This window comes from Cupriavidus sp. GW822-FHT03E04 (assembly GCF_058801495.1).
The window spans coordinates 1-26869 of record NZ_JBXANI010000050.1; the positions used below are offsets into that span (position 1 = coordinate 1).

The 26869-nt window shown below is 65.7% G+C and carries 28 protein-coding genes; 9 read left to right on the forward strand and 19 right to left on the reverse strand.

Annotated features, from left to right (window positions below; all coding sequences use genetic code 11):
* Positions 1-152 precede the first annotated feature (152 nt).
* From AC1RQC_RS39235 to argS, 5 genes are all read right to left on the reverse strand, one after another.
* A complete protein-coding gene (locus AC1RQC_RS39235) occupies positions 153-989 on the reverse strand; it encodes a helical backbone metal receptor (RefSeq protein WP_492832683.1) in 837 nt (278 codons plus the stop codon).
* Positions 986-1798 carry an SDR family oxidoreductase gene (locus tag AC1RQC_RS39240; RefSeq protein WP_043342912.1) on the reverse strand — a complete coding sequence of 271 codons (813 nt, stop codon included), beginning with the start codon at positions 1796-1798 and terminating at the stop codon, positions 986-988. The genes AC1RQC_RS39235 and AC1RQC_RS39240 overlap by 4 nt, the downstream gene beginning before the upstream one ends.
* Positions 1799-1966: 168 nt before the next feature.
* Positions 1967-2605 (reverse strand): thiol:disulfide interchange protein DsbA/DsbL, encoded by a 639-nt coding sequence (locus AC1RQC_RS39245; RefSeq protein ID WP_150992515.1) that lies wholly within the window; start codon positions 2603-2605, stop codon positions 1967-1969.
* A 91-nt stretch (positions 2606-2696) separates the two neighbouring features.
* Positions 2697-3473, reverse strand: a complete 777-nt coding sequence (locus tag AC1RQC_RS39250; protein WP_492375997.1) for an SPOR domain-containing protein — start codon at positions 3471-3473, stop codon at positions 2697-2699.
* Positions 3474-3603: 130 nt separating this feature from the next.
* A complete protein-coding gene (gene argS / locus AC1RQC_RS39255; protein ID WP_174428342.1) occupies positions 3604-5397 on the reverse strand; it encodes an arginine--tRNA ligase in 1794 nt (597 codons plus the stop codon).
* 260 nt (positions 5398-5657) lie between these two features.
* Between argS and AC1RQC_RS39260 the strand changes: the two genes are divergently transcribed.
* On the forward strand, positions 5658-5981 hold the full coding sequence (locus AC1RQC_RS39260; protein ID WP_174428343.1) for a DUF1840 domain-containing protein: 324 nt from the start codon (positions 5658-5660) through the stop codon (positions 5979-5981).
* A gap of 277 nt (positions 5982-6258) precedes the next feature.
* On the opposite strand, the gene AC1RQC_RS39265 is transcribed toward AC1RQC_RS39260, so the two are convergent.
* From AC1RQC_RS39265 to AC1RQC_RS39280, 4 genes are all read right to left on the reverse strand, one after another.
* Complete coding sequence (locus tag AC1RQC_RS39265; RefSeq protein ID WP_492375996.1) at positions 6259-6861, reverse strand: ferritin-like domain-containing protein; 603 nt, start codon at positions 6859-6861, stop codon at positions 6259-6261.
* 103 nt (positions 6862-6964) lie between these two features.
* On the reverse strand, positions 6965-7381 hold the full coding sequence (locus AC1RQC_RS39270; protein WP_492375995.1) for a glycine zipper domain-containing protein: 417 nt from the start codon (positions 7379-7381) through the stop codon (positions 6965-6967).
* 166 nt (positions 7382-7547) lie between these two features.
* Positions 7548-7709: a DUF1328 domain-containing protein gene (locus AC1RQC_RS39275; protein WP_150992526.1), complete on the reverse strand. Its 162-nt coding sequence runs from the start codon at positions 7707-7709 to the stop codon at positions 7548-7550.
* A gap of 83 nt (positions 7710-7792) precedes the next feature.
* Positions 7793-7966 carry a DUF1328 family protein gene (locus AC1RQC_RS39280; RefSeq protein WP_492375994.1) on the reverse strand — a complete coding sequence of 58 codons (174 nt, stop codon included), beginning with the start codon at positions 7964-7966 and terminating at the stop codon, positions 7793-7795.
* 292 nt (positions 7967-8258) lie between these two features.
* Between AC1RQC_RS39280 and AC1RQC_RS39285 the strand changes: the two genes are divergently transcribed.
* Entirely contained in the window at positions 8259-9713 is a 1455-nt protein-coding gene (locus AC1RQC_RS39285; protein WP_492375993.1) for a CHASE3 domain-containing protein, read from the forward strand.
* A gap of 116 nt (positions 9714-9829) precedes the next feature.
* On the opposite strand, the gene AC1RQC_RS39290 is transcribed toward AC1RQC_RS39285, so the two are convergent.
* The 6 genes from AC1RQC_RS39290 to AC1RQC_RS39315 form a co-directional block, all read right to left on the reverse strand.
* Positions 9830-9973: an entericidin A/B family lipoprotein gene (locus AC1RQC_RS39290; protein WP_035859076.1), complete on the reverse strand. Its 144-nt coding sequence runs from the start codon at positions 9971-9973 to the stop codon at positions 9830-9832.
* Between the two features lie 105 nt (positions 9974-10078).
* The gene (locus AC1RQC_RS39295; protein WP_492375992.1) at positions 10079-10486 is read right to left on the reverse strand and encodes a response regulator; all 408 of its coding nucleotides are present in this window, start codon (positions 10484-10486) and stop codon (positions 10079-10081) included.
* A gap of 109 nt (positions 10487-10595) precedes the next feature.
* Positions 10596-11228, reverse strand: a complete 633-nt coding sequence (locus AC1RQC_RS39300) for a response regulator (RefSeq protein WP_492375991.1) — start codon at positions 11226-11228, stop codon at positions 10596-10598.
* Positions 11229-11415: 187 nt separating this feature from the next.
* Positions 11416-11775, reverse strand: coding sequence for a hypothetical protein (locus AC1RQC_RS39305; RefSeq protein ID WP_492375990.1), 360 nt, complete (start codon positions 11773-11775; stop codon positions 11416-11418).
* 238 nt (positions 11776-12013) lie between these two features.
* On the reverse strand, positions 12014-14761 hold the full coding sequence (gene metH, locus AC1RQC_RS39310; protein WP_492375989.1) for a methionine synthase: 2748 nt from the start codon (positions 14759-14761) through the stop codon (positions 12014-12016).
* A 35-nt stretch (positions 14762-14796) separates the two neighbouring features.
* On the reverse strand, positions 14797-15864 hold the full coding sequence (locus AC1RQC_RS39315) for a homocysteine S-methyltransferase family protein (protein WP_492375988.1): 1068 nt from the start codon (positions 15862-15864) through the stop codon (positions 14797-14799).
* A gap of 176 nt (positions 15865-16040) precedes the next feature.
* On the opposite strand from AC1RQC_RS39315, the gene AC1RQC_RS39320 reads away from it, so the two are divergent.
* On the forward strand, positions 16041-16433 hold the full coding sequence (locus AC1RQC_RS39320; protein WP_006161304.1) for a rhodanese-like domain-containing protein: 393 nt from the start codon (positions 16041-16043) through the stop codon (positions 16431-16433).
* 172 nt (positions 16434-16605) lie between these two features.
* Here the strand turns inward: AC1RQC_RS39320 and AC1RQC_RS39325 are convergent, their stop codons facing one another.
* The 4 genes from AC1RQC_RS39325 to AC1RQC_RS39340 all read right to left on the reverse strand — a co-directional run bounded on the left by AC1RQC_RS39325 (position 16606) and on the right by AC1RQC_RS39340 (position 19940).
* The gene (locus AC1RQC_RS39325; RefSeq protein WP_006161303.1) at positions 16606-16863 is read right to left on the reverse strand and encodes a BTH_I0359 family protein; all 258 of its coding nucleotides are present in this window, start codon (positions 16861-16863) and stop codon (positions 16606-16608) included.
* Positions 16864-17114: 251 nt separating this feature from the next.
* Positions 17115-17957, reverse strand: a complete 843-nt coding sequence (pcaD, locus tag AC1RQC_RS39330) for a 3-oxoadipate enol-lactonase (protein WP_492375987.1) — start codon at positions 17955-17957, stop codon at positions 17115-17117.
* A 101-nt stretch (positions 17958-18058) separates the two neighbouring features.
* Entirely contained in the window at positions 18059-19144 is a 1086-nt protein-coding gene (locus AC1RQC_RS39335; protein ID WP_492375986.1) for a DUF3108 domain-containing protein, read from the reverse strand.
* Complete coding sequence (locus AC1RQC_RS39340; RefSeq protein WP_492886722.1) at positions 19104-19940, reverse strand: IclR family transcriptional regulator; 837 nt, start codon at positions 19938-19940, stop codon at positions 19104-19106. Before AC1RQC_RS39340 ends, AC1RQC_RS39335 begins: the two co-directional genes overlap by 41 nt.
* A gap of 274 nt (positions 19941-20214) precedes the next feature.
* On the opposite strand from AC1RQC_RS39340, the gene AC1RQC_RS39345 reads away from it, so the two are divergent.
* The 6 genes from AC1RQC_RS39345 to AC1RQC_RS39370 all read left to right on the forward strand — a co-directional run bounded on the left by AC1RQC_RS39345 (position 20215) and on the right by AC1RQC_RS39370 (position 26694).
* Entirely contained in the window at positions 20215-21237 is a 1023-nt protein-coding gene (locus tag AC1RQC_RS39345) for a Bug family tripartite tricarboxylate transporter substrate binding protein (protein ID WP_492886724.1), read from the forward strand.
* A gap of 58 nt (positions 21238-21295) precedes the next feature.
* Positions 21296-22279, forward strand: a complete 984-nt coding sequence (locus tag AC1RQC_RS39350) for a fumarylacetoacetate hydrolase family protein (protein ID WP_183032119.1) — start codon at positions 21296-21298, stop codon at positions 22277-22279.
* 199 nt (positions 22280-22478) lie between these two features.
* A complete protein-coding gene (locus tag AC1RQC_RS39355) occupies positions 22479-23363 on the forward strand; it encodes an enoyl-CoA hydratase/isomerase family protein (protein ID WP_373887653.1) in 885 nt (294 codons plus the stop codon).
* A gap of 69 nt (positions 23364-23432) precedes the next feature.
* Complete coding sequence (locus tag AC1RQC_RS39360; RefSeq protein ID WP_492886726.1) at positions 23433-24299, forward strand: PhaM family polyhydroxyalkanoate granule multifunctional regulatory protein; 867 nt, start codon at positions 23433-23435, stop codon at positions 24297-24299.
* Between the two features lie 91 nt (positions 24300-24390).
* The gene (locus tag AC1RQC_RS39365) at positions 24391-25611 is read left to right on the forward strand and encodes a patatin-like phospholipase family protein (RefSeq protein WP_492832685.1); all 1221 of its coding nucleotides are present in this window, start codon (positions 24391-24393) and stop codon (positions 25609-25611) included.
* Between the two features lie 219 nt (positions 25612-25830).
* Positions 25831-26694: a ferritin family protein gene (locus tag AC1RQC_RS39370; RefSeq protein WP_492375982.1), complete on the forward strand. Its 864-nt coding sequence runs from the start codon at positions 25831-25833 to the stop codon at positions 26692-26694.
* The last annotated feature ends 175 nt before the right edge of the window (positions 26695-26869 follow it).

A 26869-nucleotide genomic window follows, 5' to 3' on the forward strand; every position in this document is an offset into this window, starting at 1 on the left:
ATCCGGGTCGCTTCTTTGCCTACTTTCTTGGCGAGACAAGAAAGTAGGTCGCCTCCCCGCAGGGGAGGTGAAACTGCCTTTGACTTTCAGCCTTTGCCTTTGACGTTAAGCCGTTGCCATTGCCGTTGTAGCTGAAGTCACAGTCACACCCACTAAACCCCAACCGCAAACCTCGACAAATACCTCACCCCCTCCACAGCCCGGCTCCCGTACCAGGAAACCATCTCCCCATCGATCAGCAAAACCTCCTTGCCAATCTGCCGCTCCAGCGCATCAACATGCGCCTCGGTAAACCGATAGGGCTCGCTGGAAAGCAGGACGAGGTCAATCTCCCGCACCAGCGCGTCGCTCCACCGGAAGCTCGGATACCGCGTCTGCGGCGTATTGGGCCGGCTGCACTCGCCGTCAACACAAGCCTGGGGCATGGCGTCAGCCGAAGGCCACGTCTGCCAGTTCACCAACGCCAGCATCTGGCTGATATAGGTATCGCGCGACACCGTCATCCACGGGTCCTGCCAGATCGCATACAGGACCTTGCGCGCGGGCCACTGCCGGGCACGTACCTGCGCCAGTTCGGCCGCCATGGCGGCGCAGAGCGATTCCGCTTCGGCAAGACGGCCGAAGATGCCGCCAAGCAGCCGGTAGAGCGCCAGGTTGTCCGCGGGCGCACAGGGGTGGGTGACGATCACATGCGGCACAAACGCGCGGATCTCGTCCACCGTCTCGCGCCGGTTCTCGTCGATGTTGACTACTACGTGAGTGGGCGCCAACGCCCGCAGGCGCTCAAGATTGACATCCTTGGTGCCACCCACCTTGGCAACGGCACGCACGGCGGGCTCGGGATGGATGCAAAAGCCGGTGCGCGCCACCATCAGCGGGCCCAGCCCCAGGGCGAACAGCAGTTCGGTAACGGACGGCACCAGCGAGGCAATGCGCACCTCGCCCGTGGCCGGGCCGTGCAGGACGCCGGCTGCGTCCTGCCAGCTCATGGCTGCTTGTCCTGGCTACCTCCCTGCGCGCGCGGCTTGCGCGGCGCCCGGGAGAAGATTGCGTCGTAGAGCCAGCGCGGCATCAGGTGCAGGATGGATGCGACCACGCCCATCTGCCAGGGCACCACGGCAAAGCGGCGCCCTGCGGCAATCGCACGCACCGTCTTGCGGGCGAACACGTCGGCGTCCATCAGGAAGGGCATGCGATAGGGATTGTGCTCGGTCATCGGCGTGCGGATGTAGCCAGGCGCGATAGTGACCACGCGGATGCGCTCGCGGCGCTGTTCCAGGCGCAGGCTCTCCAGCAGCTTGATCACCGCGGACTTGGAGGCGCTGTAGGCACCCCCGCCCGGCAGGCCGCGCACGCCGGCCACGCTGGCAATGCCGACCAGCGTGCCGCGCCAGCCGCCGGCACCTGGATCGCGTTCGCGCATGGGCTGCATGAAGGGCTGGAAGGTGGTGAGCACGCCGAACCAGTTGGTGTCCATCACCATGCGGAAGGCTTCGAGGTCCTCGCGCTCGCTGGCGACGGTGCCAACCGATACGCCCGCATTGGCGATCACCACATCGGGGCAACCAAAATGATCGAGGAAGTCCTGGGCGGCGCGCTGCATGGCATCGGCATCGCGCACATCCGCGCCATAGACGCGCACCGCATTGGGATTGGGCAGGGTGCGGGCGAATTCACGCAGCACCTCTTCGCGCCGGCCAACCAGGCCGAGGATGGCGCCTTGCGAGGCGTACTCGCGCGCCAGGGCCTGGCCGAGTCCGCTCGACGCGCCGGTAAGGAAGACTTTCTGTGCTCGCATCGGGAGGGTCCAGGGGTAAGCGCAACATGGTTCATGCCGACCGACCCGCCCTGGCGCGCGCCGGACGCCGCTGCGCCTCGCCGGCGCCGGCGGTGCCGGTCGACCGCTGGTGGCCATCAGCCGGCTCGCGCGTGGCGAGCCCAAAGGCCGTTGGCCGCAGCCCGGGAATTACATCTTCTTGTCGCGCACCTGGCCAACCAGGTAATCCATGGTCTGGATGGCCGTGCCCTTGGTGCCGGCGATGGACGGCGAGGTCACGTACTTGCCCTGCACCACGATGGTCGGCACGCCGTCGATCTTGTAGGCGTCGGCGATCTTGTTGGCGCGTTGCGAGTTGGTGGTCACCGAGAACGAGTTGTAAGCATCGAGGAAGGCCTTGCGGTCGATGCCGTTCTTGGCCATGAAGTCGGCGATTTCGTTCGGGTCCAGCATGCGCTTGCGGTCGACGTGGATGGCGTTGAAGACCTTGGTGTGCATGGCGTCCAGCTTGCCGATGGCTTCCAGCGCGTAGAAGATCTTGGTGTGCGGCAGCAGGTCGTCGCGGAAGGCAACCGGCACGCGCTTGAACACCACGTCCTTGCCCTGCTTGCCTACCCAGGCTTCCAGCTCGGGCTCGAAGTCAAAGCAGTGCGGGCAGCCGTACCAGAAGAACTCGGTGACTTCGATCTTGCCCGGCGCGACGGGCTGCGGCGCTTTCAGGACCTGGTATTCCTTGCCCGAGGTGGGCGCGGCTGCCTGCGCGGGCGCGGTCATCAGGAAACCGGTCACAGCGACCAGCGTGGCAAACAAGGTGGCGAGTTTCTTCATGTGGCGCGGCTTTCGAGAATGGGCAATGAGCGTATGACAGCGGCGGGGCAATCCGGTTCAGCGGATCGCCCCGGGTTACCGTTACTGCTTGTTACTGCTTGGTAAAGCGGATGACCGAAGCCTCGAAACCCGACGCCTGCAGCCGGTCGCGAGAACGGTTCATGTCGTCGATCTTGTTGAACGGCCCCAGGCGCACGCGATAAAGCTTGACGCCATTGACATCGCGCTCGGTCACCTTGGCTTCGAACCCCTGCATGGCCAGGTTGGCCTTCTGGCGGTCGGCGTCGTCCTGCGAGCGGAAGGCGCCTACCTGCAGCAGGTAGCCTACCTTGTTGGCATCGGCCTGGGCGATCTCGGCGATCGGGTCGGCGACAGGCTTCTCGGCCGGCTTTTCAGCAGGCTTTTCCGCCGGCTTCTGCGCGCTCTTGTCGGCCGGCTTCTCGGCGGCGGGCCGATCGGCAGGCTTGTCCGCGGGCTTCTCGGCGGCGGGCTTGTCGGCTGGCCGGGTGACGGCTACCGGCGGCTGGCGCTCGGGCGGCTTCACCGTGGTCGGCGCCGGGCCGGACGGCTGCTCGGGCTCAGCGGCAGGCCCGACCGGCTTGGCCGGCGTCTTGCTCCACAGCGGCTTGTTGGGATCGCTGGGCGCTTCCTGCGCCGGAGCGGGCAGGTTGCTGACCACATTGCCGGGCTCGGCCGGCTTCTGCGCGCCCTTTTGCTGGAATGGCGCCGGCGACTTGGTGATGTACAGGGCGACCACTACCGCGATCGCCAGGCCGACGATCAGGCCCAGCACCAGTCCCAGGAACGTACCTCCGCGCTGCGGGGCGCGGCTGGCATTGCGCGGGGTGCGCTTGCGTTGCTGTTGCATGAATTCCTCTAGCGTGATGGCGCGATTATAGAGCCTGCGCCGATCCCGGCATCACTGTCTGTGGTCAGGGCGATACGGATAAGGCGGCGCCATGAACGGGGGCTTGCCCCCTTCATGGCGCCGGCCTGGCTTACATGCGCTGCGGCGCCGAGACGCCGATGACGGCCAGCCCGTTGCGCAGCACCTGGCGGGTGGCGGCCAGCATCGCCAGGCGCGCCAGCTTGACCGTCTCGTCGTCCACCAGCACGCGGTCGGAGTTGTAGAAGGCGTGGAAATCGCCCGCCAGGTCCCGCAGGTAGAAGGCGACCGCATGCGGCGCCAGTTCACCCGCCGCTGCCGCCAGCATGTCCGGGAAATCGGCCAGGCGCTGGCCCAGCGCAAGCGCCTGCGGGGTAGCGTCGGCGCCGGTCACGGGGGCCAGGTCGGTGCCGGCCAGGGCAGGCAGCTTGGCCTCCCAGTCCGCGCCGCCCCAGGATTCGAAGATCGAGCAGATGCGGGCATGGGCGTACTGCACGTAATACACCGGGTTCTCGTCGTTCTGCTTGAGAGCCAGGTCGACATCGAAGATGAATTCCGTATCGGCCTTGCGCGACAGCAGGAAAAAGCGCACCGCGTCGCGCCCGCGGGTGAAGTGCTCGGGCCAGTCGGCCACGCCGGCTTCCAGGCAGCCGCGGATGGTCTCGCCGCCTTCCGCGCCGTTACTCCACTCGATCAGGTCGCGCACGGTCACATAGGAACCGGCGCGCTTGGAGATCTTGACCTCCTCGCCGTTCTTCATGACGGTGACCATCTTGTGCAGGATGTAGTCGGGGTAGCCTTTGGGGATGCCGATGTCCAGCCCCTGCAGGCCGGCGCGCACGCGGGCGATGGTGCCGTGGTGGTCGCTGCCCTGCACGTTGATGACCTTGGCGAAGCCGCGCTCCCACTTGCTGGTGTGGTAGGCCACGTCCGGCACGAAGTAGGTATAGGTGCCGTCGGTCTTGCGCATGACGCGGTCCTTGTCGTCGCCTTCGTCGGTGGTGCGCAGCCACAGGGCGCCTTCGTTCTCGTAGGTCTTGCCCTTGGCCACCAGCGACTGCACCGCGGCTTCGACGCGGCCGTCGCTGTACAGCGAGGACTCCAGGTAGTAGCGGTCGAACTTGACGCCGAAGGCGCGCAGGTCGATGTCCTGCTCGTTGCGCAGGTAAGCCACGGCGAACTTGCGGATCGACTCGATGTCTTCGACCTTGCCGGAGGCCGTCACGGCGTCGCCGTCGGAGGCGCGCACGGTCTTGCCTGCCAGGAAATCGGCAGCGATGTCGGCGATGTAGTCGCCGTTGTAAGCCGACTCCGGCCACGCGGCATCGCCCGGCTTGAAGCCGCGGGCGCGCGCCTGCACAGATACGGCCAGGGTCTGGATCTGCACGCCGGCGTCGTTGTAGTAGAACTCGCGATGCACGGCAAAGCCCTGCCAGTCCAGCAGGTTGGCCAGCGCGTCGCCCAGTGCCGCCTGGCGGCCGTGGCCGACGTGCAGCGGGCCGGTCGGGTTGGCGGAGACGAATTCGACCAGCACCTTGCCGTGCACGCCCTGTGCCTTGGCGCCGTAGCGGTTGCCCTGCTCCAGCACCGCGCGCAGCACATCGGCCTTGGCGGCCGGCGTCAGGCGCAGGTTGATAAAGCCGGGACCGGCGATTTCCAGGCTGGCCACCAGCCCGGCGGTACGCGCGTCGGCCTTGACTGCGTCGACGATCTGCTGGGCCAGTTCCCGCGGGTTGCGCTTGAGCGCGCGGGCAACCTGCATGGCGAGGTTGCAGGCCAGGTCGCCGTGGGCGGCGACCTTCGGACGCTCGAAGACGGCGTCGGGCAGGGCGGTGTCGGCCGGGGCGATTGCGCGCACCGCGTCATTGAACGCAGCGGCAAGATTGGTGGTCTGAACTGGCAGCATGGATGTCGTGGCCCTGAGGCGGTTGTCTGGTGCCGTCGCGGCGGTTCTGCCGCGGCGGCACCGTCACGGGCGGCATGTGGAGGCCGCGCCGCGTGGCAGGCAATGAATTGCAGAACGCAGAATTTTATCAGGTGCTATGCTGACATCATGCAGCAAGCCCAAAACCGGCCATTGCGAGCCCCCTGCCCGGTCCCGGGACAGGCCGCGCGGCCATGGTTTTCGCCCCTGTATTTCGCTGTACGCCAAGGAAAGGAAATATCATGCTGATCACCTTCAAATCCCACGCGTCGCAGGACCTCATCATGATGAGAGACCTTGCCGTGACGCTCCTGGGGATTATCGGCAAGCACCTGGGGGAGCGCGGGGTGATCACTATCGAGGAACTGCCACGCTGCATCCATATACTGGAAGCCGCCGTGACGGACGCCAAGAAGGTGCACCCGGCCGTATCGTCGGTCCACCCCGGCAAGAATGACGATGACAACGAGGAAGAACCCCTGCACCTGGGCCAGCGCGCCTACCCCTTCCTCGACATGCTGCGCGCATCCCAGCGCGAGAGCACCGAGGTGATGTGGGGGGTGTAGGCAGTGCGCCGAATCCCCGCACACTCGTAGATTGACAACAAGGTAGCCGGCACCAGCCGGCACCTTGTCTGCCCTTGCGTTCGCCGCCCCGCGTCCCGCCCCACCCGCGCTCCCTTCTCCTGCTTGCTCGCGCTTCCGGCAAAAAAATGCCCAGCCGCTGATTCGGGCCGGGCGAGCCGGATCAGGAAGCGGATCCGGAAGGGGGAAAGAACTGTGTTGGGTGGGGCGCGGCGAATGCGGCGAATGCAGCACTGCCAGCCTGGCTGGCGGCTAGGCGCTAGCCCTTGTCCAGCATGTCCGCGAGTTCGTCGGCGTGCTCTTCCTCGACCGCCAGGATTTCCTCCAGCATGCGGCGGGTGGTCGAGTCGCGCTCGCCCAGGTACTGCACCATCTCGCGGTAGCTCTCGATGGCGATCCGTTCGGCCACCAGGTTTTCCTTGATCATGTCGGTCAGCGATCCGGCCTCGACATACTCGGCATGGCTGCGCGAAGTCAGGGTGTCCGGCGAGAAGTCCGGCTCCCCGCCCAGTTGCAAGATGCGCGCCGCAATGCGGTCGGCGTGCCCCTGCTCCTCGTCGGAGTGCACCTTGAACTCGGCCGCGACCGGTTCCGCGTGGATGCCCTTGGCCATGAAGAAGTGGCGCCGGTAACGCAGCACGCAGACCAGTTCCGTGGCCAGGGCCTCATTGAGCAGCTTCAGCACGGTGGTCCGGTCCGCATCGTAGTCCTGGGTGACAGCGCCATCCTCGATGTGCTTGCGGGCGCGTTCGCGCAGCGTCTTGACGTCCGACAGGAAGCCCCCGCTCGCGCCTTTCTCATTCCGGGCCTGCTGATCCTTGCCCTTGCCGGCGGTGGGCTTCTCTTTTACGGGGGTGTCCATGACAGTCATGCTCCTGTGGGAATGTTGGGCGATGGCCTCTGAGGGGTCTGCTTCACTGTTTCACGGCTTCACTGCCTCATCAGGGCTGGCAGCAGTGCCTCGGTCAGTCGTTGCGGCTGCGGCTATTCGCTGCCATCAGCAAGCCGACGAAAGCGCCTAGCGCCGCCGCGATACCGATCGCTTTCAACGGCGACGCCAACACGCGCCGCTGCACGCCGTCCACGGCATAGTCGACGCGTTCGCGAGCACGGCTCGCAACGTGGTCGCGCAAGGCGCGCGTACGGTCCTGCAACCGGCGTGCGGCCTGCACTGCCTCGGACGAGCTTTCGCGCCCCAGCACTTCCATGGTTTGCTCGAGCTGGGCAATCAGCCGGCTGACCTCGCCGGCCACGGGCCCCGCGGCTTCGCGGGCGGCGCCGCGCGTATCCCGCGCGGCATGCCGGATCTGGCGCACCGTGCTTTCGGCGCTGTCAGCCAGGTGATTCACTTCTTTGCGGATCTTCGGATTGTTGGTCAGCATTGGCTTATCTCCGTTTGGTCTGATGATGTGCTGTGATGCGGTTCGCGCTGTCTGCCAGGAAGTCAGTAAGTCGGGATCTGCATGAGCAAAGCGGGGCGGCGGCCCTGCCGACCGCCGCCCCGCCCGCGGCGTTCACTGCCATCGCGAAAGCCGCGCCTGACATCCCCTAGCGCCTGACCAGGCTGATCACAAACGTCACCAGCGCAACCACCAGGAAGATGAAGAACAGGATCTTGGCGATCTCGACCGCCCCTGCCGCGATGCCCCCAAAGCCGAATACCGCGGCGATCAGGGCGATGACAAAGAATACGAGTGCGTAGTGCAACATGGTGATGGCTCCCTAAGTGGATTGGGCTGCCGCGCCAGCAGGCGCGCGCTTGGCAAGTGACAGCGACCGGCGATTGCGATTGGCTATTTCACCGCCTTGAACACGGTCACGCCCAGGGCAAGGAACAGCACGAACAGCACCAGGAAGATGAAGAACAGGATCTTGGCAATGCCGGCCGCACCGGCAGCAATACCTGTGAACCCCAGCAAGCCGGCGACCACGGAAACCACTGCAAATATCAGCGCCCATTTCAGCATTGACGTTCTCCCTCTTTCTTCCCGAGCTGGCTTGACGCAGGGTGCGCAAGCTCATGGAACCATGGTAGAAAGCAGACCCCCGCCCAGACACCGCAGCCGCACCGATTCGCTTGTCAGCCAAATCCTACAGTCCAAGCACCGGCGCGGCCTCGCGGGCAGCACCGGCGACGCGGCAGGTTGACCGCAGACCGTCGATGTGCTTCCATCGTCGCAGACAGGTGCAAGCCAGGCGCGGCGCCGCATGGTGCGGGAGACGCCGCGCCGGCCAAGCGCCCGACATCGGGAAACGAACATGTTCAAGCAGTCACTGCTGCGCTCGACCTTGCTTCTGGCGGGCGGCATCGTGCTTACCGTGGTGGTGCTGATCGCCTCCGAGGCGGGCAACATCCGCTTGCGCCAGGGCTATACGCAAGTCATCCAGTCGCAGCAGGTACAGGGCCAGATCAACGCCCTGCTCGGCGAGCTGGTCACTGCCGAAGCCGGCCAGCGTGGCTTCCTGCTGACCGGCAAGGAAAGCTACCTCCAGCCGTACTACCAGGCCGTGCCGCGCATCAATGCGCTGATGAGCGCGCTGCGCAACCGCTACGCGGAGGACCCGGAGGCGCTCAAGCTGTTCACCGAGGCCTCCGCCGCCGTCAGCCGCAAGCTCACCGAGATGGACCTGACACTGATCTACGGCAAGCGCGACGTGGAAGTGGCGCTCGACCTGGTGCGCACGGACTTCGGCAAGCAGACGATGGACAACGCGCGGCGCGGGCTGGAGGCCTTGCTGCAGCGCGAGGCCAAATCGGTGTCGCAGAGCCTGGAGTACGCCGACCGCGACCTTGCGCTGTCGCGCTACGGCATCGGCCTGCTGACCGCCATCAATATCGTGCTGCTGATTGTGGTGGGCTTGCAGCATTCGCGCCGCATGGCGGTATCGGAAGCCGAACGCAACGAGCTGGAAGAAGAAAGCGCGCGCCTGGACAGCATGGTGCGCTCGCGCACACGCCAGCTATCGGCGCTGGCATCCCACCTGCAGCGCGTGACCGAGGACGAGAAGACGCGGCTGGCGCGCGAGCTGCACGACGAGCTGGGCTCCATCCTGACCGCCACCAAGCTTGATATGCATTGGGTGCGCCGCCGCATCCAGGACACCCACCCGGATGTGGCGGAAAAGCTCACCCGCGTGATGCTGCACGTGGACCAGGGGATCCAGATCAAACGGCGCCTGATCGAGGACCTGCGGCCCACCGTGCTGCTCAACTTGGGCCTGAAGGAAGCCATCGGCCAGCTGGTGGAGGAAGTGGCGGCGCGCAACCAGTGGGAGGCGGATGTGCAGCTGGCAGAGGCGGTGCCTGCGCTGCGCGACGACGCTGCCATCGCCCTTTACCGTATCGTGCAGGAGTCGCTCACCAACGCCAGCAAGTACGCCGAAGCGCAGCGCGTGTCCATCCGGCTCGATTGCGCCGACGGCACGCTCGAGCTGGCAATCAGCGACAACGGGCGCGGGCTGCCGGCGGACTTCGAATCGCGGCGCTCGGTGGGACACCATGGCCTGCTGGGAATGGAGCAGCGCGTGATCGCGCTGGGCGGCACGCTGGAGCTCCAGTCGGAACCCGGTGCCGGTGTCACCATCCGGGTGGTGGTGCCGCTCACCGATGCCATCGTGGCGCCGCCGCGCGACGATGAGGACGAGCTCGACGGCCTGGGGGACCCCGGCGAGCAGCCGCAGGACGAGCCCACCGGCACGCCGCCGGCCAGCTAGCCGGCCAGCCAAGCAGTGACAAATGGAAAAGGGGCTCCGCGGAGCCCCTTTTCCATTCCTCTTGTCCACCTGTTCTCTGGCCCGGTTGCCATGCACACGGCATGGCGGCTGGCACCTTACATCTTCTGCTTGGTGCTCTCGGCGGCGCCTTGCACCTTCTCGCCGCCCTTCTCGATGTCCTTGCCGGCACCGGCCATCGTGTTGCAACCAGTTACCAGGACCACACCTGCCAGGGCACACAGCGCCATCAGCTTTCTCATGATTCTCTCCTTGCTCTAGGTTGACGCGGCATGGCCGCGATTGGAACTGCCGGTACTGACAATACGGTCGAGATGGTCGATATGGTCAAGATCGTCGATACGCATTCAGCCATCTGCCTGCGCGTACTCCTCGATCACCCGGAACACCTGCTCGAGCTCGAGCGACTTGTCAAAGAAATAGTCCGCCCCGGCCTCGGCGCACTGCCGCCGGTATGTAGGCACCTGGGCATGATTGGTGTAAACGATGCGGATGCCCGACACCTCGGTCTTCTGCAAGGCGCGCAGCACGTTGATACCGTTGCCCTGCCGCAACTGCAGGTCAACGATGACGACCTCGTACTTGCCCGCCTCGTAGAGGCGCAGCGCTGCGCTTTCGGTATCCGCCCAATCCACGACTTCGATAAACGGAAACGCGTTCAGGTATTCAAGCAACATACCCCGCAGTACCGCTGAGTCCTCGATTAGCAGGACCCGCAGCGCGCGATACGAGGGGGCCGCAGCTTGATCCAACATGATTCCATGGTAGCAACAGAGTACAGGGAGAGACCATCGGCGTCCGTCCTACAGCAGCGTCTGGCAAACGCGGCCGAGTGCCGTGGAATGCGCCTTGCCTTTGCGGCGCCTACTCCACCAGGCCGTTCTTGATCGCGTAGTAGGTCAGGTCGGCATTGGTCTTCATGCCCATTTTTTCCAGGATGCGCGAGCGATAGGTGCTGACCGTCTTGACGCTCAGGAACAGCTCCTCGGCGATCACCGAGACCGACTGCCCGCGCGAGAGCTTGCAGAAGATCTGGAACTCGCGCTTGGACAAGGTCTGGTGCAGCGGCTGGTTGGTGGGCTTGTCAAGCCCGCCGATAAGCAGGTCCGCCACGTTGGCGCTGACGTAGCGCCGGCCCTGGGCTACGGTGCGGATGGCCTTGACGAGATCGTCGGGCGCGCTTTCCTTGGTCAGGTAGCCGGAAGCGCCCGCGCGGATCAGGTTGATGGCGTACTGGTCTTCCGGGTAGGTGGAGAGGATCAGCACCGGCAGGTCGGGATGGCGCTGGCGCAGCAGCTTGAGCACGTCGATGCCGTTGCGGTCGGGCATCGAGATATCGAGCACCACCACATCGAACTCGAACTCACGCAGCCGAATCATGACTTCGTCGCCGCTGGCTGCCTCGCCCTCCACCCGGATATCGGGCTCGTCGGCAATGAACTGCCGCAGACCGGCGCGCACGATCTGGTGATCGTCGGCGATCAAAACGCGAATCATGATGTCTCCCTGGGCATGGATGCACCAGCTCTCAGGAGCGGCCGGGCTAATGCATTGTAGTGCTTACAAAACCGCCCGACTGTCGGTGTAAGACTGACAGGCTCCCAACTGGCCGCACCAATGAAAAAGGGACGGGGTGGACCCGTCCCTGTGCTCCAGCATGCCAGTCTTGCCGGCATGGCCAGGCTTACTGGACCTTGGTCGCCGCGCCAGCGTCGGCGGCCGCGCTGGTGTCGGTCGCTGCCTCGCCCTTCTTGGCCTTGGCGTGGCTGCTGTGCTTCTTGGTCTTAGCAGTGGACTTGGCGTGCGTGCCGGCGGCGGCGTCGGCCTTGGCGTCCACGCCCTTGTCGGCGCTGGCCGAAGCGCCCAGGCCAGCGTTCACACCTGCGCTGGCGGCTGCACCCTTGTCGGCGGGCGCGCTGATCGCGGGCGCCGCCATGGCGCCGGTGGCGCCAGCCTTCGCATCAACGCCAGTTCCTTGTGCCATGGCCAGCGAGGAAGCGGCAGCGATCGAGAGAGCGGAAAGGGAGATCAGCAGTTTGTTCATGGAGAGGCTCCTAGCAGTTTGCGCCGCTGCGAAACATTCGCTGCGGTGTTCACTTGATGTGAGTCCTCAGTCTAGGGACGCAGAGCCGCGCGGTCTGTTAGGAGATGTAATGCCTTGTAAGGAGTAGTGAAGAACTTACAAAGGCACATGGATGCGCTTAAAGAGGCTTTTCCCTGCTTGCCCAATGGCTTGCGATGGCACAGCGGCGCAAAACGCCGCCGCGCCGGTACGCAAGCGGTTACAGGTTTGGCGCGAGCGCGCGCTCCAGCACGCTGCGTTCTTCGCCGCGGCGCGCCACCATATCGTCCAGCTGGTCCTCGCCGATCTTGCCGACCGAAAAATACGTCGACTCCGGATGCGCCAGGTAGAAGCCGCTCACCGATGCGGCCGGCGTCATCGCCAGCGAGTCGGTGATGCCCATGCCGATCTCGGCGGCGTTGAGGAACTCGAACATCGGCGCCTTGACCGTATGCTCCGGGCAGGCCGGATAGCCCGGCGCCGGACGGATGCCGCGATAGGTCTCGGCGATCAGTTGCTCGTTGGTCAGCACTTCGCCAGCGTCGTAGCCCCACAGGTCGCGGCGCACGCGCTCGTGCAGGCATTCGGCAAAGGCTTCGGCCAGACGGTCGGCCAGGGACTTCAGCATGATCGCGCTGTAGTCGTCATGGTCGGCCTCGAACTGGGCTTCCTTCTTGTCCACGCCGATGCCCGCGGTGACGGCGAACACGCCGATGTAGTCGGCAATGCCGCTGTCCTTGGGCGCAACGAAGTCGGCCAGGCAGCGGTTGGGGCGCATCACGCCATCGATCACCGGGCGCTCGCTTTGCTGGCGCAGGTTGTGCCAAGTCAGCGCGACCTTGCTGCGGGTCTCGTCGGTGTAGATCTCGATATCGTCGTCGTTGACGGCGTTGGCCGGCAGCAGGGCCAGCACACCGTTGGCCGTCAGCCAGCGGCCCTGGATCAGGCGCGACAACATGGCCTTGCCGTCGGAGAACACGCGGCGGGCGGATTCGCCGACGATCTCGTCATTGAGGATGTCGGGGAATTTGCCGGCCAGGTCCCATGTCTGGAAGAACGGGGCCCAGTCGATATAGTTGGCGAGCTCCGTCAGGTCGTAGTTGCGGAAGATGCGCCGGCCGATGAATTTCGGCTTGGGTGGCACGTAGGCGCTCCAGTCCACCGGCGTCTTGTTGGCGCGGGCCTTGGCCAGCGACACCATCGGCGTGGCCTTCTTGTTGGCGTGCTGGTGGCGGATGCGTTCGTAGTCGGTCTTCAGCTCGTCCAGGTACCTGGCCGCGCCATCGTCGGACAGCAGGCTGGACGCCACGCTGACCGAGCGCGAGGCGTCCGGCACGTAGACCACCGGGCCTTCGTAGTGGGGCGCGATCTTGACCGCGGTGTGCACGCGCGAGGTGGTGGCGCCGCCGATCAGCAGCGGGATCTTCTTGATGCGGAAATAGTCGTCGCGCTGCATCTCGGAGGCGACGTAGGCCATTTCCTCAAGTGACGGCGTGATCAGCCCGGACAGGCCGACGATGTCCGCGCCCTCGACCTTGGCGCGCGCCAGGATCTCGTTGCACGGGACCATCACGCCCATGTTGACCACTTCGAAGTTATTGCACTGGAGCACCACCGAGACGATGTTCTTGCCGATGTCGTGCACGTCGCCCTTGACGGTGGCGATGACTATCTTGCCGCGTGCCTTGACGTCGCCGCCGGCCTCGGCCAGCAGGCGCTTTTCTTCCTCGATGTAGGGCAACAGGTGAGCCACGGCCTGCTTCATCACGCGGGCGCTCTTGACCACCTGCGGCAGGAACATCTTGCCGGCGCCGAACAGGTCGCCCACGATATTCATGCCATCCATCAGCGGGCCTTCGATCACCTCGATCGTGCGCCCGCCGCGCGCTTCCACCTGTTGGCGCACTTCCTCGGTGTCTTCCACGATAAAGGTGGTCAGGCCATGCACCAGCGCGTGCGACAAGCGGTCGGCCACCGGCACCGGGTTCTCCGGGGTGCCGCGCCACAGCAGGTTTTCTTCTTTCTTCGCGCCGCCGCCCTTGTAGCGGTCGGCGATCTCCAGCAGGCGGTCGGTGCTGTCCTCGCGGCGGTTGAGCACCACGTCTTCCACGCGCTCGCGCAGCTCGGCGTCGAGCTGGTCGTACACGCCGAGCTGGCCGGCGTTGACGATGCCCATGTCCATGCCCGCCTTGATGGCGTGGTACAGGAACACGGTGTGGATGGCTTCGCGCACCGCGTCGTTGCCACGGAACGAGAACGATACGTTGGACACGCCGCCGCTGACCTTGGCGTACGGCAGGTTCTGCTTGATCCAGGCGGTGGCTTCGATGAAGTCCACCGCGTAGTTGTTGTGCTCTTCGATGCCGGTCGCCACCGCGAAGATGTTCGGGTCGAAGATGATGTCTTCGGGCGGGAAGCCGACTTCATTGACCAGGATGTCGTAGCTGCGCTTGCAGATCTCGGTCTTGCGGGCAAAGGTGTCAGCCTGGCCCTGCTCGTCGAAGGCCATCACCACGGACGCGGCGCCGTAGCGGCGGATCAGCTGGGCGTGATGGCGGAACTGTTCCTCGCCCTCCTTGAGCGAGATCGAGTTGACCACGGGCTTGCCCTGCACGCATTTCAGGCCGGCCTCAATCACTTCCCACTTGGACGAGTCCAGCATGATGGGCACGCGCGCGATATCGGGCTCGGAGGCGATCAGGTTGAGGAACCTCACCATGGCCGCCTTGGAGTCCAGCATGGCTTCGTCCATGTTGATGTCGATGATCTGCGCGCCGTTCTCGACCTGCTGGCGGGCTACCACCAGCGCATCGTCGAACTGGCCGTTCAGGATCATGCGGGCGAAGGCCTTGGAGCCGGTGACGTTGGTGCGCTCGCCGACGTTGACGAAGAGCGTGTCTTCATCGATGGTGAAAGGCTCGAGGCCGGATAGGCGCATCGGGCGCGGCGGCAGGGTATCGTTGGTCATGGCTTGATCTTGTTCTGTAGGCTCGCGATGCGAGTTCAGGCGGCGTCGCGGTACTGGCTGGGCCAGGCGCGCGGCTTCTTGCTGGCCACGCGCTCGGCGATGGCGGCGATGTGCTCGGGCGTGGTGCCGCAGCAGCCGCCCACCAGGTTCACCAGGCCGGACGCGGCGAACTCCTCCACCAGCGACGACGTGACCTCCGGGGTTTCGTCGAAGCCGGTATCGCTCATCGGGTTAGGCAGGCCGGCGTTCGGATAGCACGACACAGCCGCGTCGCAGATCTTGGCCAGTTCGGCAATGTAGGGGCGCATCAGCGTGGCGCCGAGCGCGCAGTTCAGGCCGAAGGTGATCGGGCGGGCGTGGCGCAGGCTGTTCCAGAAGGCTTCCACCGTCTGGCCGGAGAGAATGCGCCCGGAGGCGTCGGTGACCGTGCCGGAGATCATCACGGGCAGGCGCTCGCCGGTGTCTTCGAACAGTTGGTCGATGGCGAACAGCGCGGCCTTGGCATTGAGCGTGTCGAAGATGGTTTCCACCAGGAACACGTCGGCACCGCCTTCCAGCAGACCCTTGCCCTGCTCGTAGTACGAGTGGCGCAGCTCTTCGAAGGTCACGTTGCGCGCGCCCGGGTCGTTCACGTCCGGCGAGATGCTCGCGGTCTTGGGCGTGGGGCCGAAGGCGCCGGCCACAAAGCGCGGCTTGTCAGGCGTGCTGTACTTGTCGCAGGCCTCGCGCGCCAGCCGGGCCGCAACGACGTTCATCTCGTACGCCAGGTCCGCCATCTTGTAATCTTCCTGGGCCACGCCCGTCGCACCAAATGTATTGGTCTCGATCAGGTCGGCACCGGCGGCCAGGTATTGCTCGTGGATCTCGCTGATGACCTGCGGGCGGCTCAGCAGCAGCAGTTCGTTATTGCCCTTGACGTCGACATGGTGCCCGGCGAAACGCTCGCCGCGGTAATCCGCCTCGGTCAGCTTGTAGCGCTGGATCATGGTGCCCATGGCACCATCCAGGATCAGGATGCGCTCGCGCAGCAGGGCCGGCAGGTTGGCCGCCCGGGTGTAGGGACGCGCGGGAGGAAGCGAGGCGGAACGTGGGGCGGCGCTCATGTGGGGCTCGACAGCAAGGGAAAAGACTGCGATTTTATCAGTTACATCAATGGTTTGCGGAATAACGGCAGCATCCGGGCGGTGCAGCCAACGGCGCCCGCGGGTTGCCGCGCGGCACCGCCCGGCCCTACACTGGGCACATTCGCCCTCATTCCCATTAACGGAAAGCCTTGCCCATGCAACACCTCAGCCCCGGCGACGCCCAAACGCTCCTCAGCGAGTCGCCCGATGCGCTCTTCATCGATTGCCGCAGCGAAATGGAGTACCTCTTCGTCGGGCACCCCAAGGGGGCACACAACGTGCCCTGGAACGATGGCCCCGACTGGGAGGTGAACCCGCATTTCGTGCAGTCGGTGAAGAAGCTCGCTGGCCAGGCATCGGCGCGCCCGGTGCTGCTGATCTGCCGCAGCGGCAACCGCTCGACGGCCGCCGCGCGGGCCCTGGAGGGCGCCGGGTTCTCTACCGTCTACAACGTGCTGCATGGCTTCGAGGGCGACCTCGACGCCGAGCGCCACCGCAATACGCTCAACGGCTGGCGCCATGCCGGGCTGCCCTGGGAGCAGTATTAACAGTATTGAATGACCGGAAGCTGGCCAGGAACAGGGGCCGGGAACAGATCCTGAAAGCACAAAGCCTGATAGCAAGAAGCCCGCGCACTGCGCGGGCTTCTTGCTATTTCCTCTATGGCTTAGCTTGCCGGCCCGTCACGCGACGCAAAGCTGGCAAAGGCAACCGCGGAGCCTAGTGCATCACTAGCGGGTGAATCATCACTGTATCGAACTTGCCAAGGAAATCATCCACCTCTTCCACCGACGGCTCGCTTTCGATCAGACGCGTCACGTCCGCGCGAAAGCTCTCGGCCATCTGGCCACCGAGGAAAATCTCGCGTTTCAGGTTCTTGTCCACGATTTCATAGCCGCCAGAGGCAAGAGGCGCATGCTCGACATCCGCACCAAACTCGACAATGCAGTAATTGTCGCTGTTGTAGATCATTTGCATGGCATACCTCCTGGCTGTCATGGGTCAAGCGGCGGGCGACTGATTATTTCGAAAACCGGCACACTGGCCGGTTGCCCTCCGCGATTTCACCTCCAAGCTGAGGGTGTTTGCCGTGTTTTCAAGTTCTGCTTCGGCAAACCGCAGGTATTAAGCGTTCCCTCACTACATTGGGCAACGGCCATCCCAGCAAGTTCTTGAGTTTGGTGGGAAAGCTATCGCCCGCCGTTCTGCCTTGAGCGCCAAGGTTCGTCTCAGGGTACATCGCACTGTGCGCCGCAAGCCGCATTGCCAAGGAAAGCATCCAGCACGCAATGAAAGCGGTCCGCCTGCTCGATATGGGCAAGGTGCGCGGCGTGAGGCAGGATTTCGAGCCGGGCACCGGGAATGGCGGCGGCAATCTCGCTTGCCATCGCCGGCGGCGCCCCCAGGTCTTCCTCGCCGGCCACTACCAGGGTAGGACAATGAATCCGCGAAATCGCCCCGGCGAGGTCAAATGCCATGATGGCCTGGCTGGTTCCGACGTAACCGTGCACGGGCGTGGCCAGCAGCATCTCGCGCACGCGGGCTACCTCCTGCGGATGCGCCCCCCCGAATGCCGCGCTGAACCAGCGCTGCATGGTGCTGTCGGCAACGCCCGCCATGCCGTGCGCTTCCACATGGCCGATGCGCTCATGCCACATCGGGTGGCCATCCAGCGGCGTGCGGTTGACGGTCGCGACCAGGGTCAGTGACAGCAAACGCTCGGGATGGCGCACGGCCGCGGTCTGGCCGATCATGCCGCCTACCGAGACCCCGACGAAATGCGCGGCCGGCACCTCCAGCACATCCATCAGGCAGGCCACGTCGTCGGCCAGGCGGATCATCGAGTAGGCGCCGATCGGCGCATCGCTCTGGCCGTGCCCGCGCAGGTCGTAGCGCAGCACGCGATAGCGCGGCGCCAGGTGGCGCGCCGTGGCATCCCACAAGGTGTGATTGGCGCCCAGCGCATGCGCCAGGACTACCCAGGGGCCGTCGCCCCCGTCGATGCGCACATGCAGGCTGATATCGCCCACGCGCACGCGGCGGGTCTCGGATGGTGGCAGGGTGGCGCTCATGACGGGTCTCCGGTTGTTGGTGAAAACACGGTGAACCACAGCGGCGGCCGATGCCGCGGCATGCGGACGGGCTTAAGACGGCCTCAAGACAGCTAGCAGGCTCAGCGCAGCGGCTCGCTGTCGCGATAGACGAGCTCGATCTGCGTGCCGTCAGGCTCCGTCTGCCGCAGCTTCACAGGCATCCACTGCAGCGACTGCGCCAGCCACACTTCCACGCGCCGGCGATCATTGGCATGGCGCGGCAGCCGCACGAAATGCTTGGCCCGCACCGCGCCATGGCCGGTATCCACGTCCTCTTCCCCCACATACTGCACCTGCATGGGCTCCAGGTCACGCGTATCCGCCACCTCGAAGGTTTCCGTCACGCCCGGCGTGGCGTAGCGCTGCGGATTGCCCCGCACAAGCCCCACCAGTTGCAGGAACACGCTGAAACGGTCCTGGCCCGCGGCCGGCAACGGCTCCTGCTTGCCGCGCCCCTCGAAGACGAGCGTGCCGGCGGCACGATCGAAGCGAGCCGCCTCGACGCGGTTACGGCGGCTCTCCTCATAGCGCTCGGGCGCGAGGCCGCGCTCGTTGAGCGCGCCGGTGCTGTGAAAGGCGAAGCGGAACCACAACACCCGTGTCTCCACCGCAAGTTGGTAGTGCGCGCCGTCTTGCTGCCAGCGGATCAGGCCATCCGGGTTCTGCACGCCATTGACGAAGCTGGCGTAGTGCAGCAGCGTGGATGGGGGCGCCGAGTAGCGGACGTTGTCAGGGGGCGCCGCGGCCTGCGCGGCCGCCGGCGCGGATGCGGGCGCCGCACTGCTCCCGGCGCCGCCAGCGGCGCTCGCCATGGAAGGGCCGGCGCCAGGCGTGGCAAGCAGCGCTGGCGCCTCAGGGGCGGCGGGGGCTTCAACCGGGGGCTCAGGCGTGGGCGTCGGCTCGGCGCGCGCCGCCGGAGGCCGCTTTGGTGCGGCCGGGGCCGGGCGTGGCGGCGCGACGGGTACCGGTGGCGCCGGCGGCGGCAGCAGGATGGCTTCGAGCGGCGGCGGCGCGGTCGGGTCCCGCGGGAGCCCGGGCATATGCAGCAGGCCCAGCACCGCCAGCAGGTGGGCGGCCAGCACCAGCGCAAGCGCCGCCGCCCAGCGCAGGCGGCGCGAGGTAGGCTTACGGGGAAGGGCCGTTCGGCCCGCTCGTCGGGCTGCCACCAAGATAACCAAGCTCCGAAGAAATCTGCCAGGCAATATCGCGTACATGACGGTCGACCGCACCGCCCCATTCTGCATCGAATACGCTCTGCGCGCCCAGCACGATCAGCGCCATCGCCACGTGGCCGTTGGCGTCGAACACCGGCATCGAAAACGCATTGATGCCCGGCAGCACGCCGCCTTTGACGCGCGCCGCGCCATGGGCGCGAACGTCGTCGCAGACCACGTCATAGTCGGCCAGTGAGCGCGGCAGGTCCGGAATATCGTCATGGCCGCGCTCCGCCAGTTCCCGTTCGACCAGCGGCCGCGTCTGTTGTTTCGGCAGGTAGGCGCCGTACAGCCTGCCAGTGGCAGAGTTGAGCATGGGCATCACGTCGCCCAGGCGCAGGCTGACCGTGACCGGGTGGCTGGATTCTTCCCAGTGCACGATGGTCGGGCCGTGGTTGCCCCAGACAGCGATGCCAATGGTCTGGTCCATCTCGTCGCGCAATTGCGACAGGATCGGGCGGGCCTTCTTGACCGGATCGAGCCGATTGAGGCCGGCGAGGCCCAGTTGCAGTGCGAACGGCCCGAGATCGTAGCGCCCGCCAACCGGGTCCTGCACCACCACGCCGAGCCGCTGGAAGCTGACCAGGTAGCGATGCGCCTTGGCCGGATTCATGTCGGCGGCGGCGGCGAGGTCGCGCAGCATCATGGCGCGCGGCGATGCCGCCAGCGCCTGCAGCAGCTTGAAGCCGACCTCGATCGACTGGATGCCGGAACGCAGCTTGGAATCGTCTTCTTCAAGTTCGGTCATGCGGTAACGGGAGGCAAGAAATTGGAAAAGAAGTGCATCAGTCACACATACCGGCTACGCGCGCGCAAAGCAATCATGCAGTCCAGTCCATGAATTTACTATAGCGAAATCGATTTACCAATTTTTAAACCGTCGGTAGACTTTGAGCGCACCTTTGAGCGCACATATACAGGTCGGGGCGAATCGATATCTTCGGCACCGGCCAATACCGGCGCGGGCATGCCGCCATGCAATCCAGATGGCGCGGCGCCGCCGCTTTCTACAGGAGACGAAGATGACCCGCCTTTCCCCCTTCGGCCAACGCCTCGCCCTGCAAGCATGGCGTGCCTGCGCGGCGCCGCTGCTAGCCGCGCTGACGCTGGGCACCGCCGCGTTTCAGCCCGCCTGCGCCGCCGACAACTGGCCCACCCAGCCGATCCGCTGGGTCGTGCCCTATCCGGCGGGAGGCGGCACCGACGTAGTGGCGCGCACGCTGGGCCAGGCCATCACGCCGGCGCTAGGCCAGCAGGTGGTGATCGACAACCGTCCGGGCGCGGCCACCATCGTCGGCGCCGACGCGGTGGCGCACAGCAAGCCCGATGGCTACACGCTGCTGACCGCCGATACCGCCACCCTGGCGGCCAATCCGTCGCTGTATAAGAAGCTGCCCTACAACGCCGACAAGGACTTCGTGCATATAGGGATGGTGGCGCGCTTTCCGCTGATCCTGGTGGCAACGCCGAACTTCCCGGCGCGCACGCTCAAGGAAGCCATCGAATACGTGCAGAAGAACCCCGGCAAGGTGAATTTCGCCTCGCCGGGCGCGGGCAGCCCGCACCACCTGGCCATGGAGCTGTTCATGGACCAGACCAAGAGCAGGATGACCCACGTGCCCTACAAGGGCGCCGCGCCGGCGGTGCAGGACCTGCTCGCCGGCCAGGTCGAACTGATGTTCCTTGACCTCGCCTCCGGCCAGCAGAACGTGGCGGCCGGGAAGGTGCGCGCGCTGGGCGTGGCCACGCCCAAGCGCTTGACTGCGCTGCCCTCGGTGCCGACGGTGGCCGAAGCCGGCGTGCCCGGCTTCGAAGCCTATGCCTGGCAAGGCGTGGTGGCGCCGGCCGGCACCCCCAAGCCGGTAGTGACCCGCCTGAACGCCGAGCTGGTGAAGGCGCTCAAGAGCGCCGATGTGCAGAAACGCTTCGAAGGCATCGGCGTGGAGCCGGTCTCCAGCACGCCCGAGGAATTCGCGCAGTACGCGCATGCCGAAGCCGAGCGCTGGGGCAAGCTGATCAAGGCCAAGGGCATCACGGTAGACTAGCGGGCTGCTTTTTCTGCTTTTTCCGCTTGATCTGCTTTTTTCCTAACGCACCGCATACATGAAACTCGCCACCCTCAAGGACGGCTCGCGCGACGGCCAGCTCGTGGTTGTCTCGCGCGACCTGAAGACCGCCCACTACGTCAACGATGTCGCCGGCAAGCTCCAGACCGTGCTGGATGACTGGAACTTCTACGCGCCGCAGCTGCAGGACGTCTACGATGCCCTGAACGCGGGCCGCGCGCGCCACCCCTTCGCCTTCGACCCCAGGGCATGCATGGCACCGCTGCCGCGCGCCTACCAGTGGGCCGACGGCTCCGCCTACGTCAACCACGTGGAACTGGTGCGCCGCGCGCGCGGCGCCGAGATGCCGCCGGAATTCTGGACCGATCCGCTCATGTACCAGGGCGGCTCCGACGACATGATCGGCCCGCATGACGATATCGTGTGCGCCAGCGAAGCCTTCGGCATCGACTTCGAGGCCGAGGTCGCCGTCATCACCGGCGACGTGAAGATGGGCGCCAAGCCCGAGCAGGCCGCCGACGCCATCCGGCTGATCATGCTGGCCAACGATGTATCCCTGCGCAACCTGATCCCCGCCGAGCTGGGCAAGGGCTTCGGCTTCTTCCAGAGCAAGCCGGCTACCGCCTTCTCGCCGGTGGCGGTCACGCCCGACGAACTGGGCGAAGCCTGGCGCGAGCGCCGCGTGCACCTGCCGATGACCGTCCACTGGAATAGCAAGAAGGTGGGCGCGCCCGACTGCGGCACCGACATGGTGTTCGATTTCGGCCAGCTCATCGCCCATATCTGCAAGACGCGCAATGTGCGCGCAGGCAGCATCGTCGGCTCCGGCACCATCTCCAACGTCGACCGCAGCAAGGGCTACTGCTGCATCGCCGAGAAGCGCATGCTGGAGATCATCGACGGCGGCCAGCCGGTCACGGGCTTCATGAAGTTCGGCGACGCGGTCAAGATCGAGATGTTCGATGCGCAAGGCCGCTCGGTGTTCGGCGCGATCGACCAGCTGGTGTCGGCGAAGGGCTGAGGCTGAGGCTATAGGGAGCGCCGCGGACCACGCTGTTTGCCGCTGGCCGCGCGGCGATGGGAGTGCTTATAATTGACCGACCGAACGGTTGGCTAATTGCCGTCGACTGCGCCAGGCAGCCACCGGCGGCGACCCGGGCCGTTTTTCGCGGCCCGGCCCCCACGCGTCACCAAGGAATGGCCCCGGCCATCGCTGCCCCATGACCGCAATCCCTCCGCAAGCGCCCACGCCTTCGTCCACCCCGCTAGCGTCCGGCACGGACAACGTGGACGACGCGCCGTTGTCGCCACGCTACGACCGCTACCAGGCACTGACCCTGCGCCGGCATGGCCCCATCCTCGAGATCGTGATGGGTGCGCAACAGTCCGCCAACCGCAAGCTGGCCACAGCCGATGCCAATATGCACCGCGAGCTGGCGGAGATCTGGCGCGACGTGTCGGCCGATCCGGACGTGCGCGTGGCGCTGATCCGCGGCGAAGGCAAAGGCTTTTCGGCCGGCGGCGACCTGTCCCTGGTGGAAGACATGGCCAACGATTTCGCCACCCGCACCCGCGTGTGGCACGAGGCCCGGGACCTGGTCTACAACGTGATCAATTGCGACAAGCCGATCGTGTCGGCCATGCACGGCCCGGCGGTCGGCGCTGGGCTGGTGGCTGGCCTGCTGGCCGATATCTCGATCGCGGCCAGGACCGCGCGCATTGTCGATGGCCATACACGCCTGGGCGTGGCGGCGGGCGACCATGCCGCAATCGTGTGGCCCCTGCTGTGCGGGATGGCCAAGGCCAAGTACTATCTGATGCTGTGCGAGTCGGTGAGCGGCGAAGAGGCCGAGCGCATCGGGCTGGTGTCGCTGACCGTGGACGAAGAGGAACTGGTCGAGCGCGCCTTCGACGTGGCGCGCCGGCTGGCGGCCGGGTCGCAGACGGCGATCCGCTGGACCAAGTACGCGCTGAATAACTGGCTGCGCATGGCGGGCCCCTCGTTCGATGCCTCGCTGGCACTGGAATTCATGGGCTTTGCCGGCCCCGATGTGCAGGAAGGCGTAGCCAGCCTGCGGCAAAAGCGGCCGCCGCAGTTCGAGTAACGCAGGTAGTTCCGATCAATGCAGTTCCGCAGCCGGCGCCGCCGGCTGCCGACCCCCGGAGGCGAGACCATGTTCGGCCAGATTCCAGATTTCACCAACGGCTTCGAGTTCCTGCGCAAGATGTGGGGCAGTGCCGCCGGCATGCCGGGCGGCCTGATGCCTGGCCTGCAGGCCATGACCCCACCGATGAACCTGGAGGACGTCGACAAGCGCATCCATGACCTCAAGGCCGTGGAAGGCTGGCTGCAGCTCAACACCAACCTGCTGCGCACTACCATCCAGGGCCTGGAAGTGCAGCGCGCCACGCTGGTGGCGCTGCAGACCATCGGCACCGCGCTCTCGCCGGAGGCGATGCAAAGCGCGATGGAAAACGTGGCACGCGCGGCCAACTCGCCCAGCGCGGCGCCCTACCAGCAACCCGCCGAGCCCCCTGCGGCCAAGCGCGTCTGGCCCGAGCCCACGGTCGAGGAAAACGAGGACGAGGAAGACAACGGCCCCGATGCGCCCGAAGCTGGCCAGGCGCAAGAGCCGGCCGCAGCATCCGGCCACGCTGCCGGCCCGGGTGACGTCACCCCGCCGGATGCCAGCCTGTGGTGGGATGTGCTGCAGCAGCAGTTCAACCAGATCGCCAGCAGCGCCGCCACCGCCAGCATGTCGCCGTTTGGAAATCTCGGCAACTTGGGCGCCTTTGGCATGCCTGGCACGGCCGCGCCGCAAGCCGCGCCCGCTCCCGCCGCCAAGCCCGAAGGCAAGGCGCCGGCCAGCAAGGCCAGGCCGGCCCACAAGCCGGCCAGCAAGGCAGCCGGCACCAAGCCGGCCGCCAAACCCGCGCCCAAGGCCACGCGTCCGGCCAGCAAGAAATCCGCGGCGGCCAAGCCCGCCGAGCCGCAAGGCAGCGCCAACGGCTCGACCGATACTTCCGGCGAGCCGTCCTGAGCCTGAGCCGCATCTGAGCCACGCGACGCCAGGGGAACCCCGTGATCCAACTTTGGAGCCGACGCCTGCAGTGAAGACCACCTCGCTGATCATGATGGGTGGCGGTGCCCGCGCCGCCTACCAGGCCGGTGTGTTGCGCGGCCTCGCACGCATCGCCGCGCAGCACGGCCGCGATCGTGGCCGCATTCCCTTCGACATCATTTGCGGCACGTCGGCCGGCGCCATCAACGGCGCCGGCATGGCGATCAACGCGGCCAACTTCCGCGCCGCGGCCGATAGCCTGGCCGCGTTGTGGAGCGGCATCCATGCCGAGGATGTTTACCGCACCGGCATCGTCGGCGTGGGTGCATCCGGCGCGCGGTGGCTCTCCGCGCTGGCCTTCGGCTGGGCCATCCGGCGCGCGCCGCGGGCGCTGTTCGACAACGCGCCGCTGGGCGGCCTGCTCAGCGAGCTGTTCGACCCCGAGCGCGTGCAGGCCAGCCTGGACGCCGGCGACCTCCAGGCCTTTGCCGTGACGGCGCTGTCCTATACCACCGGGCGCCACGTCACTTTCTACCAGTCACACCGCCGCATCCATCCGTGGCGCCGCAGCCAGCGGCTGGCCGTGGAAGCCAGGATCGGCGTGGACCACCTCCTGGCGTCCTCCTCTATCCCCTTCCTGTTCCCCGCGCTGCCGCTGGAGCTCGAAGGCCACCATGAGTGGTTCGGCGACGGCACCATGCGCCAGATGTCGCCCTTGTCGCCGGCCATCCACCTGGGCGCATCTCGCATCCTGGCCATCGGCGCGGCCTCTCGCCAGCGTCCCGGCTGGTTCGACACCGTGCCGGCCGGCGGCTACCCGTCGCTGGCGCAGGTAGGCGGCCAGGCCCTGGCCAGCATCTTCCTCGACGGCCTCTCCGCTGACCTGGAACGGCTGCAGCACATCAACAGCCTGCTCTCGCGCATGCCGGAGATCGCCAACGACCGCGAAGGCTGGCGCCCGGTGCAGGTGATGACGATCTCGCCCAGCGAGCCCATCGAATCCATTGCCGCGACGCATGTGCAACAGCTGCCCCGCACCGTGCGCGCCCTGCTGACGCCGTTGGGCGGCACAGAAGCGCGCGGCGCCGCCTTTGCCAGCTACCTGCTGTTCGAGCCCGAGTTCACCCAGGCCCTGATCGACCTGGGCGAGAAAGACGCCATGGCGCAACAGCACGAACTCGCTGCGTTCCTCTATGACGTCATCCCGCCCGATTATGGCAACGACACGAACGCAACGCCCGCACGGACGGTTACACTTGATGTCGAACCACCCGCCGGTGTGACGGCCTGACTTATGACCGCAACAGGTTTGCCGCATCGCCGGACCTCGTGCAGAGCAACGCATACTGCTCTTTTTCGCACCAGTAAAAGCAAGGAAAGGCGCGATATTCGCCCATAAATTGGGCATCGTGCAGGTTCAGCCGCAAACACCCCCTTCCTTTGCGCTTAAAAAGCGCATTGGGAATAATTCGCATCTGGTAGAATCTGCCCGTAATTTCAAAGGCTTACCATGCTCTACCCCGAACTGTTCAAATCGCTGGAAGCGGTACGTTGGCACATGGACAAGGACATCCCCTGGGATTCCTTCGATCCGAGCCTGCTCACTGACGACCAGGCCAAGACGATCCGCATGAATGCCATCACGGAATGGTCGGCCCTGCCCGCCACCGAGATGTTCCTGCGCGACAACCGCCACGATTCCGACTTTTCGGCCTTCATGAGCATCTGGTTCTTTGAAGAGCAGAAGCATTCGCTGGTGTTGATGGAATACCTGCGCCGCTTCCGCCCGGACCTGGTGCCGACCGAAGAAGAGCTGCACGCCGTGCGCTTCGAGTTCGACCCGGCCCCGCCGCTGGAAACCCTGATGCTGCATTTCTGCGGCGAGATCCGCCTCAACCACTGGTACCGCCGTGCGGCCGAATGGCACACCGAGCCGGTGATCAAGCAGATCTACCGCACCCTGTCGCAGGATGAAGCCCGCCACGGCGGCGCCTACCTGCGCTACATGAAGAAATACCTGAACCAGTTCGGCGACAGCGCCCGCTCGGCCTTCGCCAAGATCGGCGTGCTGATGGCCTCCGCCCGCCGCACTGAAAAGCCGCTGCACCCGACCAACCTGCACGTCAACAAGGCGTTGTTCCCCAACGACACCATCCAGTCGCGCCTGCCGGACCCGGACTGGCTCGAGCACTGGCTCGACGAGCAGATCCGCTTCGACGAAGGCTGGGAGAAGAAGGTGATCGAGCGGATCCTGCACAATATGTCGCTGCTGTTCGAGCGCACTTTCGAGACCGTGCAGGATTTGAACCGATATCGGAAGGAGTTGAATGTGCGGTTGCAGGCGGCGGGTGATGCGCAGCCGGCGCAGGCATAAGGTTGGTTTTTTGGCTGGGGGTGTAGTTTTGGCGCCTTCGGCGGGACGGGCCCCATCGGATGATGGGGTTTTGTTTTTTTTGGGGTGTTGGGTTGTGGCTGCAACGGCTTAACGTCAACTTCAACTGCAGTTTCACCACCCCTGCGGGGCGGCGACCTACTTTTTTGTCTTGCCA

Bases quoted from the DNA above. Each gene is read 5' to 3' on its own strand.
- AC1RQC_RS39235 (WP_492832683.1), bottom strand. From the start codon at position 989: ATGAGCTGGCAGGACGCAGCCGGCGTCCTGCACGGCCCGGCCACGGGC.
- AC1RQC_RS39240 (WP_043342912.1), bottom strand. From the start codon at position 1,798: ATGCGAGCACAGAAAGTCTTCCTTACCGGCGCGTCGAGCGGACTCGGC.
- AC1RQC_RS39245 (WP_150992515.1), bottom strand. From the start codon at position 2,605: ATGAAGAAACTCGCCACCTTGTTTGCCACGCTGGTCGCTGTGACCGGT.
- AC1RQC_RS39250 (WP_492375997.1), bottom strand. From the start codon at position 3,473: ATGCAACAGCAACGCAAGCGCACCCCGCGCAATGCCAGCCGCGCCCCG.
- argS (WP_174428342.1), bottom strand. From the start codon at position 5,397: ATGCTGCCAGTTCAGACCACCAATCTTGCCGCTGCGTTCAATGACGCG.
- AC1RQC_RS39260 (WP_174428343.1), top strand. From the start codon at position 5,658: ATGCTGATCACCTTCAAATCCCACGCGTCGCAGGACCTCATCATGATG.
- AC1RQC_RS39265 (WP_492375996.1), bottom strand. From the start codon at position 6,861: ATGGACACCCCCGTAAAAGAGAAGCCCACCGCCGGCAAGGGCAAGGAT.
- AC1RQC_RS39270 (WP_492375995.1), bottom strand. From the start codon at position 7,381: ATGCTGACCAACAATCCGAAGATCCGCAAAGAAGTGAATCACCTGGCT.
- AC1RQC_RS39275 (WP_150992526.1), bottom strand. From the start codon at position 7,709: ATGTTGCACTACGCACTCGTATTCTTTGTCATCGCCCTGATCGCCGCG.
- AC1RQC_RS39280 (WP_492375994.1), bottom strand. From the start codon at position 7,966: ATGCTGAAATGGGCGCTGATATTTGCAGTGGTTTCCGTGGTCGCCGGC.
- AC1RQC_RS39285 (WP_492375993.1), top strand. From the start codon at position 8,259: ATGTTCAAGCAGTCACTGCTGCGCTCGACCTTGCTTCTGGCGGGCGGC.
- AC1RQC_RS39290 (WP_035859076.1), bottom strand. From the start codon at position 9,973: ATGAGAAAGCTGATGGCGCTGTGTGCCCTGGCAGGTGTGGTCCTGGTA.
- AC1RQC_RS39295 (WP_492375992.1), bottom strand. From the start codon at position 10,486: ATGTTGGATCAAGCTGCGGCCCCCTCGTATCGCGCGCTGCGGGTCCTG.
- AC1RQC_RS39300 (WP_492375991.1), bottom strand. From the start codon at position 11,228: ATGATTCGCGTTTTGATCGCCGACGATCACCAGATCGTGCGCGCCGGT.
- AC1RQC_RS39305 (WP_492375990.1), bottom strand. From the start codon at position 11,775: ATGAACAAACTGCTGATCTCCCTTTCCGCTCTCTCGATCGCTGCCGCT.
- metH (WP_492375989.1), bottom strand. From the start codon at position 14,761: ATGACCAACGATACCCTGCCGCCGCGCCCGATGCGCCTATCCGGCCTC.
- AC1RQC_RS39315 (WP_492375988.1), bottom strand. From the start codon at position 15,864: ATGAGCGCCGCCCCACGTTCCGCCTCGCTTCCTCCCGCGCGTCCCTAC.
- AC1RQC_RS39320 (WP_006161304.1), top strand. From the start codon at position 16,041: ATGCAACACCTCAGCCCCGGCGACGCCCAAACGCTCCTCAGCGAGTCG.
- AC1RQC_RS39325 (WP_006161303.1), bottom strand. From the start codon at position 16,863: ATGCAAATGATCTACAACAGCGACAATTACTGCATTGTCGAGTTTGGT.
- pcaD (WP_492375987.1), bottom strand. From the start codon at position 17,957: ATGAGCGCCACCCTGCCACCATCCGAGACCCGCCGCGTGCGCGTGGGC.
- AC1RQC_RS39340 (WP_492886722.1), bottom strand. From the start codon at position 19,940: ATGACCGAACTTGAAGAAGACGATTCCAAGCTGCGTTCCGGCATCCAG.
- AC1RQC_RS39345 (WP_492886724.1), top strand. From the start codon at position 20,215: ATGACCCGCCTTTCCCCCTTCGGCCAACGCCTCGCCCTGCAAGCATGG.
- AC1RQC_RS39350 (WP_183032119.1), top strand. From the start codon at position 21,296: ATGAAACTCGCCACCCTCAAGGACGGCTCGCGCGACGGCCAGCTCGTG.
- AC1RQC_RS39355 (WP_373887653.1), top strand. From the start codon at position 22,479: ATGACCGCAATCCCTCCGCAAGCGCCCACGCCTTCGTCCACCCCGCTA.
- AC1RQC_RS39360 (WP_492886726.1), top strand. From the start codon at position 23,433: ATGTTCGGCCAGATTCCAGATTTCACCAACGGCTTCGAGTTCCTGCGC.
- AC1RQC_RS39365 (WP_492832685.1), top strand. From the start codon at position 24,391: ATGATGGGTGGCGGTGCCCGCGCCGCCTACCAGGCCGGTGTGTTGCGC.
- AC1RQC_RS39370 (WP_492375982.1), top strand. From the start codon at position 25,831: ATGCTCTACCCCGAACTGTTCAAATCGCTGGAAGCGGTACGTTGGCAC.